We start from the raw sequence: 17,316 nt of genomic DNA, 5'->3' as shown, positions 1-17,316 counted from the left end.
CCCCCGACCCGATCCGCCCCTCTCACCGTCGTTCGGTGGTCGCATATTGCGGGAATGGGGCTACCTAACCCGCAATGCGCGACCAGCGAGCAGGGGGCCAGGACCCGCCCCCGGGCCGGAACCCCGGGCACCGGGTGCCGACGGGCGCCGGCCCTCAGGCGCCGAGCGCGGCGCTGACGACCGCGCGGGCCTCCTCCTGCACGCGGGCGAGGTGCTCCGCGCCGAGCAGCGACTCCGCGTAGAGCTTGTAGACGTCCTCCGTGCCGGACGGGCGCGCGGCGAACCACGCGTGCTCGGTCTGCACCTTCAGGCCGCCGATCGCCGCGCCGTTGCCCGGAGCGTGCGAGAGCTTCGCGGTGATCGGCTCGCCGGCCAGCTCGGTCGCCGACACCGACTCCGGCGACAGCTTGCCGAGCGTCGCCTTCTGCTCCGGGGTGGCGGGCGCGTCGACGCGCTGATAGGCGGAGGCGCCGAACGCCTCCTCCAGCTCGCGATAGCGCTCGGAGGGCGTCTTGCCGGTCACGGCGATGATCTCCGCGGCCAGCAGGCAAAGCAGGATCCCGTCCTTGTCGGTCGACCACACGGATCCGTCTCGGCGCAGGAACGAGGCCCCGGCCGACTCCTCACCGCCGAACGCGACCGATCCGTCGAGCAGCCCGGGGACGAACCACTTGAACCCGACGGGCACCTCGAGCAGGCGCCGTCCGAGAGACTCTGCGACGCGATCGATGATCATCGACGACACGAGCGTCTTGCCGATCGCCGCATTACGGTCCCAGCCCTCGCGGTGCGAGAACAGGTAGTCGATCGCGACGGCGAGGTAGTGGTTGGGGTTCATGAGCCCGGCATCCGGGGTGACGATGCCGTGCCGGTCGGCGTCGGCGTCGTTGCCCGTGAGCACGTCGTAGTCGCCCTTCTTCGCCACCAGCGACGCCATCGCCGAGGGGGACGACGGATCCATGCGGATCTTCTCGTCCCAGTCCAGGGTCATGAAGCGCCAGGTGGGGTCGACCTCGGGGTTCACCACGGTGAGGTCGAGGCCGTGCATCTCGGCGATGAGCGCCCAGTACTCGACCGACGCACCGCCGAGCGGATCCGCCCCGATCCGTACGCCTGCGCGCTTGATCGCGTCGATGTCGATGATCGACGGCAGGTCGCGGACGTACGCCTCGCGGAAGTCGTAGGTGCCGAGGCCGTCGGCGTCGATGTCGGCGAAGCGCGTGCGCTTGACCCCCTCGAGACCCTGCTCGATGAGCTCGTTCGCGCGGTTCGCGATCCACGCGGTCGCGTCCGTGTCCGCAGGTCCGCCGTGCGGGGGGTTGTACTTGAAGCCGCCGTCGCGCGGCGGGTTGTGCGACGGGGTCACCACGATGCCGTCGGCGCGGCCGGGCTCGTCGTCGGCGCGGTCGCGGTTGTAGGTGAGGATCGCGTGGCTGAGAGCCGGGGTCGGCACCCAGGCGTCGCGCGCGTCGACCAGCACGTCGACGTCGTTCGCGACGAGCACCTCGATCGCGCTGCGCTCCGCCGGGCGGCTGAGCGCGTGCGTGTCGCGGCCCAGGAACAGCGGGCCGGTGATGCCCTGTGCCGTGCGGTAGTCGACGATCGCCTGGGTCGTGGCGAGGATGTGCTGCTCGTTGAAGCTGCCGGACAGCGAGGATCCGCGGTGCCCGCTGGTGCCGAACACGACTCTCTCGGTCGAGATCTTCGGATCCGGGATCCGGTCGTAGTAGGCGGCGATCAGCTCGTCGACGTCGATCAGGTCGCTTTCCTCCGCGGGGAGGCCGGCTCGGCTCGTCATGGGGATAGTCTGCCCCGCCCGGCCTGTGAACGCATCATCGTTTCCTCGGGGGACGCGAGGGGGCGGCCGACGCGGGCGGCCGGTGCCGGGGCGTCGTCACGTGCCGTCGGCGCCCCGCCCCGCGGACTAGGCTGATCGCCGTGACCGATGCCGCCCCCGCCCGCCGAACCTACAGCTATCTCGGTCCTGCGGGCACCTTCACCGAGGCGGCACTGGACCAGGTGCCGGAGGCGCGCGGGCAGCAGTGGCGCCCCGTGCACAACGTCGGCGAGGCGCTGTCGGACGTGCTCGAGGGGCGCAGCGACGCGGCGATGATCGCGATCGAGAACTCGGTCGAGGGCGGTGTCACCACCACCCTCGACGCCCTGGCCACGCTGCCGGGACTGCGGATCGTGGGCGAGTACCTCGTCAAGGTCGACTTCGTGCTGGTCGCCGCCCCCGGCACGCGCCTCGAGGACGTCACCGTCGTCGCCGCGCACCCCGTGGCCTATGCGCAGTGCTACGGCTGGCTGGGCGAGCACCTCCCGCGCCACCAGCACGTGCCCGCCGCCAGCAACGTCGCCTCGGCGCTCGGGATCCTGGACGGCTCTCTGCCCGCCGATGCGGCCATCGCGGCCCCCGGCATCGTGCAGCACCACGAGCTCGAGCTGCTGGCCGACGGCATCGGCGACAACGACAACGCCGTCACCCGGTTCGTGCTGGTCGCCCGCACGGTCGCCCCGGCGCCCCCGACGGGCGCCGACAAGACCTCCCTGATCGTGGAGCTCCCGGAAGACCACGCGGGTGCCCTGCTCGAGCTGCTGGAGCAGTTCTCCACGCGCGGCATCAACCTGTCGCTGCTGCAGTCGCGCCCCATCGGCGACGAGCTGGGCCGGTACCGGTTCGTCCTCGACGCCGACGGGCACATCCAGGACGAGCGCATGGCCGACGCGCTGCTCGGCATCCGGCGGTTCAGCCCCCGGGTGGTGTTCCTCGGGTCGTACCCCCGCGCCGACCGCCGCATCGTGCAGTACCCCGAGCGCTACGCCGACGACGTGTTCGTCGAGGCGAGGGACTGGCTGCGCGGCCTCATCGCGGGCGAGCCCGAGGCATAGCCGCGCCGGCGCGGGGATCGCGCGCCAAGGTTGCCTGACACTGCAGCCGTTCGGCAGGGAGGGTGCGACGTTCTGCAGGACCGCCTATCCGACCCGGCCGCGAATCCGGCACGATCCGCCCCGACCCGCCGGCCGGCTCGTGCAGAACGCGGGGGGGGGCACCCTGCGCAACGGCAGGGACGCCCTGCGCAACAGCGCGGGTCGAGCGGCGCCCGCTGAGCCGTCGCGACCGGTTCAGCCCGCGAGCAGCTCGAGGGTCTGGGTGCGTCCCGGGGTGAGAGTCGGATCCTCGGCGGCGAACGAGCCCGCGACGGGGGAGACCATGATCTCGTCGACGCCGTGCCGCGCGGCGAAGGCCTCGAGCTCGGCGCGTACGGAGGCGGCGTCACCCACGAACCAGTTCGCGACGGCGGCGGCGTGGATCTGCTCCTCCTGTGGATCCGGTGCCGCGGCGAGTGCCGCGTGGGCCTCCTCCACCGTCTCCAGAGCGGTGAGCGGACGGTTCAGACGCAGCCGCGCCATCATCCGCAGCTGCGGCAGGGCGCGGTCGGCGGCCTCCTCGGCCGTGGGCGCCGCGACGACGTTCGCGGTGAGGAAGGTGCGCGGCTCGGGGTGTGCCTCGCTGGGCCGGAAACCTTCGCGATACAGGGAGAGGGCGCGGTCGAGGCCCTGACCCGAGAAGTGGTTCGCGAACACGTACGGCAGACCGAGCGACGCGGCGAGCTGCGCCGAGTAGTCGCTGGATCCGAGCAGCCACACCTCCGGGGAGCCGCCGGCGGCGGGGGTCGAGCGCACCGAGTACTCGCCGCCCGAGGTGAACTGCACGGTCGCGCCGTCGGGCTGCAGCATGAGCGCGATGTCCTGCACGTGGTCGGGGAACCGCTCGACGTCGCCGGCGGTGCCCGAGGCGCGCAGCAGCTGGGTGATCACCGGATCGCTTCCGGGCGCGCGCCCGATGCCCAGATCGATGCGACCGGGGGCGATCGCCTCGAGTGCGGCGAATTGCTCCGCCACGATCAGCGGCGCATGGTTCGGCAGCATCACGCCGCCCGATCCGACGCGGATGCGCTGAGTGCGCGCGGCGGCCGCGGCGATGAGCACCGGCGGGGCGGTGGAGGCGACCGCGGGCATGTTGTGGTGCTCGGCGAACCAGTACCGCCGGTAGCCGAGCTCATCGGCACGCGCGGCGAGGGCGAGCGACGCCGCCACCGCCTGGGCGCTGGTCTGCCCGGTGCGCACCGGGACGAGGTCGAGGACGGAGAGCGCGAGAGAAGACATCGATGGTGGCAACGCGACCGGATCCCGCGGCATTCCGGATCCGGATCCCGGGGCCGGCGTCCTGGCTTGACCGCGGCGGCCGTGGGGGCGTAGTCCGGAGGCATGCACGGGTTCGCGGATCGCGCCGACGCCGGCCGGCGGCTCGGCGCGCGACTGGCGGAGGATCCGCCACCGGATCCGGTCGTGCTGGGCCTTCCCCGGGGCGGGGTGCCGGTCGCGGCCGAGGTGGCAGGGGTGCTCGGCGCTCCCCTCGACGTGCTCGTGGTGCGCAAGGTCGGTGTGCCGTGGCAGCCGGAGCTCGCGATGGGAGCCGTCGGCGAGGAGGGTGCCGCGGTCCGCAACGCCGACGTGATCCGCGCCGCGGCGGTCGACGAGGAGACGGTGCGTGCGGGGGAGCGCCGGGAGCGCGCCGAGGTCGAGCGCCGTGCCCGGCTGTTCCGCGGCGGGCGCGCGCCGGTGCCGCTGGCCGGACGGACGGCGCTCCTCGTCGACGACGGCATCGCGACGGGCGCGACCGTGCGGGCGGCCTGCGCGATCGCACGGGCCCGGGGTGCGGCCCGTGTCGTCGTGGCGGTCCCCGTTGCGGCACCCGACGCGCTCGCCGGGCTGCGCTCGGGAGCCAGTCCTGTGGCCGATGCGGTCGTCTGCCTCGATGCGCCGGAGGGGTTCATGGCGGTGGGGATGCACTACGTCGACTTCCGGCAGACGGCCGACGAGGAGGTCATCGGGATCCTCGACGCCGCCCGGTCGGCGACCGAGGACGGCCGGGAGGAACGAGGCCCGGACGGGTCGTGGTGATCGGGCGGATGCCGATACGCGCCGACAGCACCGTGACAGCGGCGCGACAGAGGCGCACCGGTAGCCTGACCGCATGGACGCCGAGATCTTCTACGTGCTGGTCGGATCCGTCATCGTCGCCGCGATCGCGCGGTGGCGCGGCTGGCCCGCCCCGCTGCTGGTCACGGTGGTGGCGCTCGCGGTGTCGTTCATCCCGGCGGTGCCGAACCTGCGCATCGACGGGCACGTGCTGCTGACGCTCGTCCTGCCGCCGCTGCTGTACTCCGCGTCGCTCGACGTGTCGTTCGTGAGCTTCCGCCGCAGCCTGCCGCAGATCCGTCGGCTCGGCGTGGGGCTGGTGATCGTCACGACGGCCGCGGTGGGGCTCGTCGCGTGGCTGATCATGCCGTCGCTGACCCTTCCCGGCGCACTGCTGCTCGGTGCGATCGTCGCCCCGCCCGACGCGGTGTCGGCCGCGGCCATCGGGCGCCGGCTCGGCCTGCCGCGCCGGGTGATGACCGTGCTTTCGGGGGAGAGCCTCATCAACGACGCCACCTCGCTGACCCTGTACCGGGTGTTCGCGCTGATCCTCGCCGGAACCACCGTCACGGTGGGCAGCGGCCTCAAGGACTTCGTCGTCGCGGTGGTCGCCGGCGTCGGGATCGGCATCGTCGCCGGCCTCGGCATGCACCAGCTGCGCATGCGGATCTCGGACCCGGTGGTGATCGGCACGTTCGGGCTGCTCGCCCCGTTCGGGGTGTACGCGATCACGGAGCACCTGGAGGGATCCGGCGTGCTCGCCGTCGTCGCGATGGGACTCGTGGTCGGCTACAACGCCCCGCGCACCAGTTACGCGACCCGGATGCAGGAGGCGCCGATCTGGCTGTCCGCGGACTTCCTGCTGGAGTCGTTCGTGTTCGCGTACATCGGGCTGCAGCTTCCGCCGGTGCTCGCCGAGCTGGGGGCGACGCAGGTGGGAGGGGTGCTGTGGCTCGCGGGGGCGGTCTTCCTCGTCGTGCTGCTGGTGCGGCCGCTGTTCGTCTACCCGGCGTCGGCCTGGGGCGCGTTCTGGTCGAGTCTGCGCCTCCGCCGCTTCGAGAAGGCGCTGGCGTCGGGCGAGTTCCAGAGGCGCGTCGACGCGGTCGCCGAGAAGCAGCGCCGCAAGGGGTGGACGGGGCGACGCCCGAGCGAGGAGGAGCTGCGCGAGCGGTTCCGGGAGTCGCAGCTCACCTGGCGCGACAACGCCGTGATCTCGTGGGCCGGCATGCGCGGCGTCGTCACGCTCGCGACCGCGCTCGCCGCGGCCGATCTCGCAGGGCTCGACACGGAGGCGTCGCACGCGATCGTCGTGGTGGCGTTCCTGGTGACGGTCGGCACCCTCCTGCTCCAGGGCCTCACCCTGCCGCTGCTCATCCGCGGGCTGGGCGTCGCCGACGTGACCGATGAAGAGGAGGAGGACCGCCGTCAGCTCGAGCAGGTGCGCGCCCGCACGCGCGAAGCGGGCAAGGTCTTCCTGGACGAGAAGCGCGCGGCGTGGGAGCAGAAGCACGGCGCGGCGTCGCTGGGCTGGTTCGACCGGTTCGCGCAGCGGTTCTCACGGGTCGAGCGCGACACCGCGCAGGGGCAGCGCGACGAGGACAGCATGCCGCGGCCGAGCCGGGACGAGCTCGTGGGCCTGTCGAAGGGGTGGCTGCAGGTGCGGCGCGACGTGCTCATCACCGAGCGCGACGCCGGCACGCTCAACGAGGAGGTCATGCGCGAGCTGATCCACGCGATGGACGCCGAGGAGCTCGCGCTCGACACCCGGATCGCGACAGGGCCGACCGAGCGCTGACCATGCCGTGGGGCGGATCCCGCCGATGCGGATCCGCCCCGCTTCCCGGTCGCCGTCCCGGCGGCGAACGCCGTCGGTCGCCGCGACGCCGGCGGCCGGGAGGGGCTGACTTCAGGCCAGGGCGGGGATGCGGTCGAACGCGCTGCCGGCGCGGGTCAGGGCGTGCCGCACGTGCCAGCGCGCGGTGTAGGTGCCGTCGGGCAGCGTGCCCAGCAGATCCCGGTCGGCGCGGGCGAGGCCGTCGTGCAGAGCCTCGCGCATCAGGTCGTCCCTCGAAGCCGGGTACTCCATGCCGGCGAGGAACCTCTCGAGCGTGGACGGAAGGACCATTCTCTCTTCTCCTCTCGTGGTGGGCTCAGGCGTCGATCCGCTGCCCCTGGTCGGACGACTCCACCCGGATGCGGCGCGGCTTGGCCCGGTCGCTCACCGGGATCATGACCGACAGCACGCCGTTGTCGTAGGAGGCGCTGATGCCGTCGAGGTCGACGCCGTCGCCGAGGGCGAACTGCCGCAGGAACGAGCCGGACTCGCGCTCGCGCGTGAACCAGCGCACGCTCTCCTGCCCGCCCATGGTCCGCTGGGCGCGGATCGAGAGCTGCCCGCCGTCGACGTCCACGTCGATGGATCCGGGGTCGACGCCCGGCATGTCCGCGTGCAGGACGTACCGGTCGCCGTCGCGGTAGAGGTCCACGGGCATGCGCTTGGGCGCGCGCGGGGAGTCGAACACGCTTGCTGCGAAGCGATCGAGCTGGCTGAGGGGATCGAAACCGAGGGTCATGTCTTACTCCTTTCCTGTGGCCCGTCAGGGCTGCGGGGTGTGCAGGATCTATATCTGCCGGTGTAGATTTGTTATAGATCAACGTTCCGAATGGTGCAAGTGCTGAGGAGAACCGCATGGCCGAACGCGATTCCGCGACCCCCGTCTACGGCATCGCCGTGGCCGCCGAGCTCGCGGACATGAACGCCGCGAGCCTGCGGCTGCTCGAGCAGAAGGGTCTGCTGACCCCCGCTCGCAGCGACGGCGGCACCCGCCGGTACAGCGACGACGACGTGGCGCGGCTGCAGCGCGTCGCGCGCTTGCGCGACGAGGGCATGAACATCGCCGGGATCGGGCGGGTGCTCGCGCTGGAGGACGAGAACGCGGGGCTCCGGGGCGAGCTCGAGGCCGAACGCGCGGAGAGCGAGGCGCTCCGGCAGCGCGAGGCCGAGCGCGGCTGAAGCGGAGTCACAGCGGTGCATCCCGAAACGGGATGCACCGAACTACCATTCCCGTGGATCGCCTGGGGCGCACGCTGGGCCATCTGGGCGAGGATCAGGAGCGTCTGCTCGCGCGCCGTCGTGCTCGCGTTCGACCTCGACGTGCCGCTCATGGAAGTGTGACGAGGTGAATGCCCGCACGACCGAGGCCCCCGGATCCGCAGGATCCGGGGGCCGCGTGACGGAGGGGGAGCGTCAGCGCGCCGAGACCGCAGCCTCGTCGGCGCTCGACTCCACGGACTCGGGCGCCTCGTCCTCGATGTCCTCGGCGAACGGCAGGCCGTTGCGCGGGGCGTTGTAGAGGTCCAGGTCGAGGATGCCCTCGCGCTTGGCGACGATCGTCGGCACCAGGGCCTGGCCGGCCACGTTGACCGCGGTGCGGCCCATGTCGAGGATCGGGTCGATCGCGAGCAGCAGACCGACGCCTTCGAGCGGCAGGCCCAGGGTCGACAGGGTCAGGGTCAGCATGACGATCGCGCCGGTGGTCCCGGCGGTCGCCGCGGATCCGACCACCGAGACGATGACGATCAGCACGTACTGCATGATGCTCAGGTCGATGTGGAAGAACTGGGCGACGAAGATCGCGGCCAGGGCCGGGTAGATCGCGGCGCAGCCGTCCATCTTGGTGGTGGCGCCCAGCGGCACCGCGAACGACGCGTAGCCGCGGGGCACGCCCAGGTTGCGCTCGGTCACGCGCTCGGTGAGGGGGAGCGTGCCGATCGAGCTGCGGCTCACGAACGCCAGCTGCACGGCGGGCCACACGCCGGAGAAGTACTGCTTGATCGAGAGCCCGTGGCTCTTGACGAGGATCGGGTAGACCACGAACAGCACGAGGGCGAGGCCCAGGTAGATGGCGCCGGTGAACCACGCGAGCGAGGTCAGCTTGTCCCAGCCGTAGTTGATGACGGCGGATCCGATGAGGCCGAAGGTGCCGAGCGGGGCGATGCGGATGATCCACCACAGCACGCGCTGGATGACCTTGAGCAGGGACTCCGTGAAGGCGAGGAACGGCTCGGCCTTTCGGCCGGCCTTGAGCGCGGCGATGCCGACCGCCACCGCGACGACGATGACCTGGAGGATGTTGAAGCTCACGCCGGAGACGAAGGTGCCCTCGGCCGGGCCCGGGCTCGTGGAGACCGCGAGGCCCAGGAAGTTCTGCGGGATGAGGCCGAGGAGGAAGTTCCACCAGGTGCCGACCGTGGGCGGGGCGCCCTTGGCGAGGTCCGTGCCGGCGTGTGCGCCGGGCTGGATGGTGATGCCGAGCACGATGCCGATCGACACCGCGATGAACGCGGTGATCGCGAACCACAGCAGGGTCTGCCCGGCCAGGCGCGCGGCGTTCTGCACCCGGCGCAGGTTGGAGATGCTCGCGACGATCGCGGTGAAGATGAGAGGGACCACGGCCGCGCGCAGCAGCGTGACGTAGGAGCCGCCGATCTTGTCGAGCGTGTCGGACAGCACCGTGTGGTTGTCGTGCGTGGCGCCGAGCTGGCGGCCGATGAGACCCACGGCGATGCCGAGCACGAGCGCGGCGATGATCTGGAAGCCGAACGAGGTCAGCAGCTTGCGGACGGGGCCGCGCGTGTCGGGCGCCTTCGGGCGCCGTGCCGCGGGGGTGGTTGTGCTCATCAGAGACTCCAAGTCGGTGCGCTGGGGTGCGCCGGGAGGATGGGCGCGAGACGCGCCGGGACGTCGGCGCCGTGGCGCCGGATGTCTTCAACGCTATGAGTCAGCCGATATTCCGCGCCCGGTGTGACGAACGATGACGCGCCCCCGGTCCCTGAGCCTGTCGAAGGGCCCGGCCCGCGCTCTCCTCGCCGGTCGTTGAGCGAGCACCGGCGAAGCCGGCGCGAGACGAAACGCGGTGCCCTCCCGGTCCGACCCCGACCCGGTCCGGCCCCGACCCGGTCCGACGCCCCCGGGTCCGACCGTCCCGGGTCCCGCGTTCACGCCGCGCTGACGGTGCTCTCCGCCGTCATCCACGCGTAGCCGTCGGGATCGGTGAAGGTCCGGTCCGCCACGACCGCGAGCCGGTGGGATCCGCTGCCGCTCGGATCGATGCCCACCTGCTTGGCGAGCGAGGCGCGCTTGTAGAGGGCGAGCGTGACAGCACCGGAGTCGAACTCGACGTAGGAGGGGAAGCTCTTCGCGACGGTCAGGCCCTGCTCCTGGTAGAAGCGCTTGCCGGCCTTGACGCTGTCGACGCCGAGCAGCAGGACGAGCCGCTCCACCTCGCCGGTGGCGGGTGCTGTGGCGGTCTTGTTCGCGCTGGCGATCTGCCACGCGGTGCCGTCGGGTGCCCGGAATGAGCCGCCGTAGCCCCAGAGGCTCTTGACGACCGGCTTGAGGATCTCGGCACCGGCGGCGACCGCCCGCGCGACGGCCTCGTCGACGTCGCCCGGCTGCACGAAGATGAGCGACGGCGCGAAGCCGCGGAAGCCGGTGCTCGGTGCGGAGGTCGCGCGGACGGTGACCTGCTCCGCCAGCCCCAGGGCGTCGCGGTAGAAGGCCTCGGCCGCCGGCACGGCGTCGGAGGTGGTCTCGAGGGTGATGCGCTGAATGTTCATGCTTCGAGTCTCGGATCCGGGCCCGCGGGGGCGCTTCTCGATTCCTGCTCGATGCGGGGGAGTGCACGCGCACGCGATCGGCTGCCCGATCAAGGGGCGACGCGTGTGCTACGGGAACAGCTGATCCAGCACCGGCCAGTCACCCGCATCCAGCGCCTTCGTCGCGGCGGCTTGGGCGGCGGGGGAGACGTGTCCGGAGACGAGCTTGCTCCAGATCGCGCGGGCGGTGTCCAGATCCTGTGTGCGCACGGCGGCGCCCATCTCGTACAGGGCGTCGGTGTAGTCGACGACGCTGACTCCCGGCACCTCATCGTAAGGGTGGTACGAATCGATCCAGGGCAGCGCGGGGTCGGGGCGGAGGATCAGATGAGCGTCGGGTTGGATCGCCGCGCCGAGCACGTGATTGAACCGTGCGAGAGACCACCCGTCGAAGCACAGGCGCGTCTCGATCGAATCGAGGTTGTCGTTCGGGGCGACGACATAGGAGAAGATCCCGGCCGCGTTCGAGAGGACCTCTCCGCGGGCACCCCATCGAGAGCCTCGATCCTGGATCGCGTCGGCCTTCAGCAGGTGCGCGACATCGCCTTGCAGACTGAAGGATGCCTCCGCTCTGCAGCCGGCGGAGGCTTCCTCCGTCGTGGGCGTCGGGGCGGGCGAGGCGATCGGCGCGGCGCTCGGCCTCACCGACAAGGCATGTGCGATGGGGTGGTGCCCGGAACCACCCAAGGCGCTGAAAACGGGAGAGGCGAGCGCGACCAGGCCCGCGATGACCGCCGCAGCCGCGACTCCGGTGGCGATCTGGGCGGCGCGGCTCACGGTGATCAAAGTACTGCGGGCGCCGGCCTCCGCGCCAGAGGGTCGGAGTCCCGATTCGCGGGATCAGCCGGGTCCCGATCGGGCGGCCCGGAGCGGGTGAGCAGCGAAGCCTGCGACGCATGTCGAGGCCGCCAGTGTTGGCATATATCGAGATACCGTTGCTCGAAGCGTGGGTGACGGCGCCACTAGGATGCTGCGTGCGCCCGAATCCGACGGCCGCCCCGCCGTCGCAGTGAGGACTCCGATGACCGACGCACCCGCACGCACCGATCGCAGCCCCCTCTCCCGACGCGGCGTGCTTCGCGCTGCGGCGTGGAGCACCCCCGTGGTGGTCGCCGCAGTCGCGGTACCGTTCAGCGCGGCGAGCGGCGGCACCATCGACGCGTCCGGCGTCGCACTCACCTTCACCGGCCCTCAGTGGAGCTCGGAGTTCCGCCTGAGCGGCGTGCTCCAGTTGTCGCAGGCCGCGCCGACGGCGACGACCGTGTCGGCGACCATCACCTGGCAGGGAACCGGATCCAACTCCGCCGCCCAGGGGCTCTACCTGTACAAAGGCAACGTGCCCGGCGGCGACGCCGGAATCGTCGGGTGGGCGACCACGACCGGAGCCCCTGACGACCAGCTCCACAGCGTCTTCGTCTTCCAGACGGTCATCGGTGCCGGGAACTCGCAGACGCCCGTCGTCTCCAGCTACGACGGATCCACCGCGAACGGCTTCATGTACGGTGCGGAGACCCCGAACAACGGCAGCGCATTCTGGGACGGCGTGATCACGATCCGCTTCACGGCCCCCGGGTTCGCGGATGCGGTGCTGACTGTGCCTTACGTCCAGTAGGCCCGGTGCGACCGGACCGCCTCAGTTCACGCAGGGCACGTTGCCGGACTGCAGCGGCGACGACGAGTCCGTGTAGACCGGGTTCGGCGTCGCCGGAGCCGACGGCGCCGTCGATCCGGAGCCGGCCTTCGTCCCCGAAGACGACGACGGCGACGCGGACGGCGCGGCGGTCGGGGGCGGCGGGTTCAGCAGGTCGTGCACCTGCGCGCGGATCGCATCCACGTCGACGATGTTCACGTCCTGACCGTCGACGGTGTCGAAGTGGTCGATCGGCAGCGTCACGAACGAGATGTTGCCGCCGGCCAGGCTCTGCGCCTGCTGCGCGAACGACAGCAGATCCAGATCCGAATCGAGTGCCACGTCCTTCTTCGCGACGTCGATGAGCTTCTGCAGCTTGCCGAAGTCGGTGAACGTCGACGCCTGCTTGAGCTTCACGGCCAGCGACACCATGAACGCCTGCTGGCGGCGGGTGCGGTCCAGGTCGGTCATGTCGAAGTCGCTCGAGGTGGTGTCGCGACGCTGCCGCACGAACGCCATCGACTGCGCGGCGTTAAGCTGCTGGACGCCGGCCGGGAAGTCGGCGCCCGAGAACGTGTCGGCGGTCGCATGGTTCAGGCACACCGTGATCGGCTGCACCGCCTGGGCCACCTCGTAGAACGCGGCCATGGTGACCTCGACGAAGTGGTCGATGCGCACCCCGCCGAGGAACTCGGACACGGTCTTGATGGTGCTCTGCCGTGCCGCCGTGCGCGACTGCTGGTAGGCGTCCGCCTCCGGCACGCCCTCGTCGGCGAGCTTCTGCAGGGACGCGTTCATGGCATCGCCGTACGCCTCCTTGATCTTGCCCTTCTCCACGCCGCCGGGGGCGCCGGGGAAGTCGACGTAGTCGTCGCGCGGGATCGAGATCCCGACGGCCTTGCCGCCGTTCGCCGGGATGTGGATCAGCATCAGCACGTTGGTGTTGTAGCCGCCGACCGACGCGTCCTCGGCGTGGATCTGGTCGTAGATCGCCTGCGGGAACGGCTTGCCGTTCACGTCCACGCGGCTGTCGAGCCCCATGATGAGGATGTTCGACTCGCCGGTGTTCTGCTTCGGTCCGGTCATGCCGGAGATCGACGAGCGGCGGATCCCGTTGTTCGCGTCCGCATAGGTGATCACGACGAACGCCGCGGCCGCGATGAGCGCGAGCACGATCACCGCGATGATCCCGACGAGCCAGCGGCGTCGTCGGTACATGCGGCGCCGGGAGGCGTGCTGGGGGCTCATCGTCATCGTCGGGATCCGTTCCTGTCGTCGGCGAGGACCCGTCGCAGGGGCCCTGACGATCCTCCGTCGGCCACCTGTGCGGATTCCGGGAGCGGGGGATGCGCGGCATCCACACGACGTGTCACGATGAGCGCATGTTCATGGTGACGACCAACGACGTTCCCGGCTACCGCGTGACCCAGGTGCTCGGCGAGGTGATGGGCCTCACCGTGCGTTCCACCAACTTCGGGCAGGGCTTCACCGCCGGGTTCCGTGCCCTCGGCGGCGGTGAGATCCCCGAGTTCACGAAGCTCATGTACGAGAGCCGCTACGAGGTGATGAACCGGATGTGGGCCGAGGCCGTGCAGCGCGGCGCCAACGCCGTGATCGCGATGCGCTTCGACTCCGGCTCGCTCGGGAGCTTCAGCGAGATGTGCGCCTACGGCACCGCCGTGCTCATCGAGCCGATCGCCGGCGCCGCTCCCGCTCCCGCGCAGCCCGCCGCGCCTCCGGCTCCGCCCGTCGCCTGACCCGTCGCCCGTCGCCTGACCCGTCGCCCGACGCCTGACCCCTCGCTCGACCACCCCGGGTTCGCGCGACGCGTGATCTCGCCCGAGGATCGCTCGTTTCCCTCCCTGCGCCCGCTTTCCCTCCCCGCATGTGCGCATGTGCGGGGAGGGAGAGGCGGCCAGGGGAGGGAGACGGATCCGGCATTCCGGGTCTGCCGTCGCGTGCGGTCGTCACGCCGCGTCACAGGGTCAGCCCACGGCGAACAACGGCATACGTCTTCCGTGCGGTCGTTACTCTCGATGTATCCGGCACGAACTGTGCCATCGCCCGCATCCCGGGCAACGAACAAGGAGTGACATGTTCGAGAGATTCACAGACCGAGCCCGTCGTGTCGTCGTCCTCGCCCAGGAAGAGGCGAAGATGCTCAACCACAACTACATCGGCACCGAGCACATCCTCCTCGGCCTCATCCACGAGGGCGAGGGTGCGGCTGCCAAGGCCCTGGAGTCGCTCGGCATCTCCCTCGAGTCCGTGCGTGAGCAGGTGCAGGACATCATCGGCCAGGGTCAGCAGCAGCCGACCGGCCACATCCCCTTCACCCCGCGCGCCAAGAAGGTGCTCGAGCTGAGCCTGCGCGAGGCGCTGCAGCTCGGTCACAACTACATCGGCACGGAGCACATCCTCCTCGGCCTCATCCGCGAGGGCGAGGGCGTCGCCGCCCAGGTGCTCGTCAAGCTCGGCGCCGACCTGAACAAGGTGCGCCAGCAGGTCATCCAGATGCTCTCGGGATCCCCGGGCCGCGAGCCGGCCGCCGTCTCCGGCGCCGCGCACGACAGCAGCCAGCAGTCGGCGCAGGGCTCGCAGGTCCTCGACCAGTTCGGCCGCAACCTCACGCAGGCCGCGCGCGAGAACAAGCTCGACCCGGTGATCGGGCGCGAGAAGGAGATCGAGCGGGTCATGCAGATCCTCTCCCGCCGCTCGAAGAACAACCCGGTGCTGATCGGCGAGCCCGGCGTCGGCAAGACCGCCGTCGTCGAGGGGCTGGCCCAGGCGATCGTCAAGGGCGACGTGCCCGAGACGCTGAAGGACAAGCAGCTCTACTCGCTGGACCTCGGATCCCTCATCGCGGGTTCCCGGTACCGCGGAGACTTCGAGGAGCGCCTGAAGAAGGTCACCAAGGAGATCCGCACCCGCGGCGACATCATCGTCTTCATCGACGAGATCCACACCCTCGTGGGTGCCGGTGCCGCCGAGGGCGCGATCGACGCCGCATCGATCCTGAAGCCGCTGCTCGCTCGCGGCGAGCTGCAGACGATCGGTGCGACCACGCTCGACGAGTACCGCAAGCACTTCGAGAAGGACGCGGCGCTGGAGCGCCGGTTCCAGCCGATCCAGGTGAACGAGCCGAGCCTGCCGCACGCGATCAACATCCTGAAGGGTCTGCGCGACCGCTACGAGGCGCACCACAAGGTGCAGATCACCGACGGCGCCCTCGTGGCCGCGGCGAACCTCGCCGACCGCTACGTGTCGGACCGCTTCCTTCCGGACAAGGCCATCGACCTGATCGACGAGGCCGGCGCCCGCCTGCGGCTGTCGATCCTGTCGTCGCCGCCGGAGCTGCGCGAGTTCGACGACAAGATCGCGAAGGTGCGCGAGGAGAAGGAGCAGGCCTCCGAGGAGCAGGACTTCGAGAAGGCCGCCGCCCTGCGCGACCAGGAGAAGGAGCTGCTCGCCGAGCGGCTGCGCCTGGAGAAGCAGTGGCGCTCGGGCGACGTCGCGACCAACGCGGTCGTCGACGAGGGCCTGATCGCCGAGGTCCTGGCCCAGGCCACGGGAATCCCGGTGTTCAAGCTCACCGAGGAGGAGTCCAGCCGTCTCGTCTTCATGGAGAAGGCGCTGCACCAGCGCGTCATCGGCCAGGAGGAGGCGATCGCCGCCCTGTCCAAGACGATCCGTCGTCAGCGTGCAGGCCTCAAGGACCCGAAGCGTCCCTCGGGCTCGTTCATCTTCGCCGGCCCCACGGGCGTCGGAAAGACCGAGCTCGCCAAGGCGCTCGCCGAGTTCCTGTTCGACGACGAGGGTGCGCTCATCTCGCTCGACATGAGCGAGTTCGGCGAGAAGCACACCGTCTCGCGGCTGTTCGGTGCCCCTCCCGGGTTCGTCGGCTTCGAAGAGGGCGGCCAGCTCACCGAGAAGGTGCGCCGCAAGCCGTTCTCCGTGGTGCTGTTCGACGAGATCGAGAAGGCCCACCCGGACATCTTCAACTCGCTCCTGCAGATCCTCGAGGAGGGCCGTCTCACCGACGGTCAGGGTCGCGTGATCGACTTCAAGAACACCGTGATCATCATGACGACGAACCTCGGCTCGTCGGCGATCGCCGGTGGTCCGGTCGGCTTCCAGATCGAGGGCAACTCGCAGAGCACCTACGAGCGGATGAAGGGCAAGGTGGACGAGGAGCTCAAGCGCAACTTCAAGCCCGAGTTCCTGAACCGTCTCGACGACGTCATCGTCTTCCCGCAGCTGAACAAGGACGAGCTGCGCCAGATCGTGGGCCTGTTCACGAAGCGCCTGTCCGATCGCCTGCTCGACCGTGACATGACGGTGGAGCTGACGGACGCCGCCAAGGACCGGCTCATCGATCTGGGCTTCGACCCGACGCTCGGTGCGCGTCCGCTGCGTCGTGCGATGCAGCGCGAGGTCGAGGACCAGCTGTCGGAGAAGATCCTGCACGGCGAGCTCAACCCCGGCGACCACGTGCACGTGGACGCGGTGGACGGCAAGTTCGTCTTCACGACCACGGCCCGCAGCGAGAAGGTCTCCGTCGGTGTGAACACCGCGGGCACCATCCCGACCACGCCCGACCTGGCGGCCGGCGCCTGAGCGGATCCGGTTCCCGCGAAAGGGGGCGAGTGCTTCGGCACTCGCCCCCTTTCGCGTGCTCGGCGAAGACGGACCCGTGATCCATCTCGTGAAGCCTCGGATCGGCCGTGGAACGCGCCGTCGCGCGGGCGGTCAGCGGCTCCGTGCGGTGGAGGGGCGGCGACGGCTCCGCGCGGAGCGGCGGGGGCGGTGCTGCGCCGCGGACGCGGGCGCACCGAGGGCCTCCAGCGCGCTGCGCGCGGCGGAGAGGGACGGGTAGCTGCCGAGACGGCGGCTGTGCCGATCGTGCAGGACGTGGGTCGTGCCGTCGACGGCCACGAAGCCGGCGTACTCGCCGTCCGTGGTCGCGACGTAGACGTCGTGATCGGCCTGTTTCCAGGTGATGTTCATGGTGATGCTTCTTCGTGTGCTCCGGCCGCGCGGCA

Annotated in this window: 16 protein-coding genes; 7 read left to right on the top strand and 9 right to left on the bottom strand. The window is 70.7% G+C overall.

The annotated features are described in order from the left end of the window. Nucleotides 1–154: 154 nt before the first annotated feature. Nucleotides 155–1,798 carry a phosphoglucomutase (alpha-D-glucose-1,6-bisphosphate-dependent) gene (pgm, locus tag RL72_RS03610; protein ID WP_045249445.1) on the bottom strand — a complete coding sequence of 548 codons (1,644 nt, stop codon included), beginning with the start codon at nucleotides 1,796–1,798 and terminating at the stop codon, nucleotides 155–157. A gap of 131 nt (nucleotides 1,799–1,929) precedes the next feature. On the opposite strand from pgm, the gene pheA reads away from it, so the two are divergent. After that, nucleotides 1,930–2,892: a prephenate dehydratase gene (gene pheA / locus RL72_RS03605; protein WP_045249444.1), complete on the top strand. Its 963-nt coding sequence runs from the start codon at nucleotides 1,930–1,932 to the stop codon at nucleotides 2,890–2,892. A 234-nt stretch (nucleotides 2,893–3,126) separates the two neighbouring features. On the opposite strand, the gene RL72_RS03600 is transcribed toward pheA, so the two are convergent. After that, entirely contained in the window at nucleotides 3,127–4,170 is a 1,044-nt protein-coding gene (locus tag RL72_RS03600) for an LLM class flavin-dependent oxidoreductase (protein WP_156156683.1), read from the bottom strand. A gap of 102 nt (nucleotides 4,171–4,272) precedes the next feature. On the opposite strand from RL72_RS03600, the gene RL72_RS03595 reads away from it, so the two are divergent. Then, on the top strand, nucleotides 4,273–4,968 hold the full coding sequence (locus RL72_RS03595) for a phosphoribosyltransferase (protein ID WP_045249442.1): 696 nt from the start codon (nucleotides 4,273–4,275) through the stop codon (nucleotides 4,966–4,968). Nucleotides 4,969–5,041: 73 nt separating this feature from the next. Next, nucleotides 5,042–6,781, top strand: a complete 1,740-nt coding sequence (locus RL72_RS03590; protein WP_045249441.1) for a cation:proton antiporter — start codon at nucleotides 5,042–5,044, stop codon at nucleotides 6,779–6,781. 111 nt (nucleotides 6,782–6,892) lie between these two features. Here the strand turns inward: RL72_RS03590 and RL72_RS03585 are convergent, their stop codons facing one another. Then, a complete protein-coding gene (locus RL72_RS03585) occupies nucleotides 6,893–7,111 on the bottom strand; it encodes a DUF2795 domain-containing protein (protein ID WP_045249440.1) in 219 nt (72 codons plus the stop codon). A gap of 25 nt (nucleotides 7,112–7,136) precedes the next feature. Continuing rightward, the gene (locus RL72_RS03580) at nucleotides 7,137–7,559 is read right to left on the bottom strand and encodes an Hsp20/alpha crystallin family protein (RefSeq protein ID WP_045249439.1); all 423 of its coding nucleotides are present in this window, start codon (nucleotides 7,557–7,559) and stop codon (nucleotides 7,137–7,139) included. A 116-nt stretch (nucleotides 7,560–7,675) separates the two neighbouring features. Here RL72_RS03580 and RL72_RS03575 point away from each other — a divergent pair, with 116 nt between their 5' ends. After that, on the top strand, nucleotides 7,676–7,999 hold the full coding sequence (locus tag RL72_RS03575) for a MerR family transcriptional regulator (protein ID WP_045249438.1): 324 nt from the start codon (nucleotides 7,676–7,678) through the stop codon (nucleotides 7,997–7,999). Nucleotides 8,000–8,233: 234 nt separating this feature from the next. On the opposite strand, the gene RL72_RS03570 is transcribed toward RL72_RS03575, so the two are convergent. The 3 genes from RL72_RS03570 to RL72_RS03560 form a co-directional block, all read right to left on the bottom strand. Then, nucleotides 8,234–9,667: a dicarboxylate/amino acid:cation symporter gene (locus RL72_RS03570; RefSeq protein WP_082072019.1), complete on the bottom strand. Its 1,434-nt coding sequence runs from the start codon at nucleotides 9,665–9,667 to the stop codon at nucleotides 8,234–8,236. 317 nt (nucleotides 9,668–9,984) lie between these two features. Beyond that, a complete protein-coding gene (locus RL72_RS03565; protein ID WP_045249437.1) occupies nucleotides 9,985–10,605 on the bottom strand; it encodes a VOC family protein in 621 nt (206 codons plus the stop codon). Nucleotides 10,606–10,713: 108 nt separating this feature from the next. Next, entirely contained in the window at nucleotides 10,714–11,421 is a 708-nt protein-coding gene (locus RL72_RS03560) for a hypothetical protein (protein ID WP_156156682.1), read from the bottom strand. A 244-nt stretch (nucleotides 11,422–11,665) separates the two neighbouring features. On the opposite strand from RL72_RS03560, the gene RL72_RS03555 reads away from it, so the two are divergent. After that, nucleotides 11,666–12,256 carry a hypothetical protein gene (locus tag RL72_RS03555; protein WP_045249435.1) on the top strand — a complete coding sequence of 197 codons (591 nt, stop codon included), beginning with the start codon at nucleotides 11,666–11,668 and terminating at the stop codon, nucleotides 12,254–12,256. 21 nt (nucleotides 12,257–12,277) lie between these two features. On the opposite strand, the gene RL72_RS03550 is transcribed toward RL72_RS03555, so the two are convergent. Further along, nucleotides 12,278–13,528 carry an LCP family protein gene (locus tag RL72_RS03550; RefSeq protein WP_248700364.1) on the bottom strand — a complete coding sequence of 417 codons (1,251 nt, stop codon included), beginning with the start codon at nucleotides 13,526–13,528 and terminating at the stop codon, nucleotides 12,278–12,280. A 128-nt stretch (nucleotides 13,529–13,656) separates the two neighbouring features. Here RL72_RS03550 and RL72_RS03545 point away from each other — a divergent pair, with 128 nt between their 5' ends. After that, entirely contained in the window at nucleotides 13,657–14,031 is a 375-nt protein-coding gene (locus tag RL72_RS03545; protein WP_045249434.1) for a YbjQ family protein, read from the top strand. 337 nt (nucleotides 14,032–14,368) lie between these two features. Continuing rightward, nucleotides 14,369–16,891 (top strand): ATP-dependent Clp protease ATP-binding subunit, encoded by a 2,523-nt coding sequence (locus RL72_RS03540; RefSeq protein WP_045249433.1) that lies wholly within the window; start codon nucleotides 14,369–14,371, stop codon nucleotides 16,889–16,891. Between the two features lie 132 nt (nucleotides 16,892–17,023). Here the strand turns inward: RL72_RS03540 and RL72_RS03535 are convergent, their stop codons facing one another. After that, nucleotides 17,024–17,281: a hypothetical protein gene (locus tag RL72_RS03535; RefSeq protein ID WP_045249432.1), complete on the bottom strand. Its 258-nt coding sequence runs from the start codon at nucleotides 17,279–17,281 to the stop codon at nucleotides 17,024–17,026. Nucleotides 17,282–17,316 lie beyond the last annotated feature (35 nt).

Origin of the sequence: Microbacterium azadirachtae (genome assembly GCF_000956545.1) — a bacterium.
GTDB classification, from domain to species: Bacteria; Actinomycetota; Actinomycetes; order Actinomycetales; family Microbacteriaceae; genus Microbacterium; species Microbacterium azadirachtae.
The sequence above is the reverse complement of the archived record's forward strand: the minus strand, read 5'-3'. Positions and strand labels throughout refer to the sequence as shown.

Coding starts and splice junctions, on each gene's coding strand:
- pgm (WP_045249445.1), bottom strand. CDS start 1,798: ATGACGAGCCGAGCCGGCCTCCCCGCGGAGGAAAGCGACCTGATCGAC.
- RL72_RS03600 (WP_156156683.1), bottom strand. CDS start 4,170: ATGTCTTCTCTCGCGCTCTCCGTCCTCGACCTCGTCCCGGTGCGCACC.
- RL72_RS03595 (WP_045249442.1), top strand. CDS start 4,273: ATGCACGGGTTCGCGGATCGCGCCGACGCCGGCCGGCGGCTCGGCGCG.
- RL72_RS03590 (WP_045249441.1), top strand. CDS start 5,042: ATGGACGCCGAGATCTTCTACGTGCTGGTCGGATCCGTCATCGTCGCC.
- RL72_RS03585 (WP_045249440.1), bottom strand. CDS start 7,111: ATGGTCCTTCCGTCCACGCTCGAGAGGTTCCTCGCCGGCATGGAGTAC.
- RL72_RS03580 (WP_045249439.1), bottom strand. CDS start 7,559: ATGACCCTCGGTTTCGATCCCCTCAGCCAGCTCGATCGCTTCGCAGCA.
- RL72_RS03575 (WP_045249438.1), top strand. CDS start 7,676: ATGGCCGAACGCGATTCCGCGACCCCCGTCTACGGCATCGCCGTGGCC.
- RL72_RS03570 (WP_082072019.1), bottom strand. CDS start 9,667: ATGAGCACAACCACCCCCGCGGCACGGCGCCCGAAGGCGCCCGACACG.
- RL72_RS03565 (WP_045249437.1), bottom strand. CDS start 10,605: ATGAACATTCAGCGCATCACCCTCGAGACCACCTCCGACGCCGTGCCG.
- RL72_RS03555 (WP_045249435.1), top strand. CDS start 11,666: ATGACCGACGCACCCGCACGCACCGATCGCAGCCCCCTCTCCCGACGC.
- RL72_RS03550 (WP_248700364.1), bottom strand. CDS start 13,528: ATGACGATGAGCCCCCAGCACGCCTCCCGGCGCCGCATGTACCGACGA.
- RL72_RS03545 (WP_045249434.1), top strand. CDS start 13,657: ATGTTCATGGTGACGACCAACGACGTTCCCGGCTACCGCGTGACCCAG.
- RL72_RS03540 (WP_045249433.1), top strand. CDS start 14,369: ATGTTCGAGAGATTCACAGACCGAGCCCGTCGTGTCGTCGTCCTCGCC.
- RL72_RS03535 (WP_045249432.1), bottom strand. CDS start 17,281: ATGAACATCACCTGGAAACAGGCCGATCACGACGTCTACGTCGCGACC.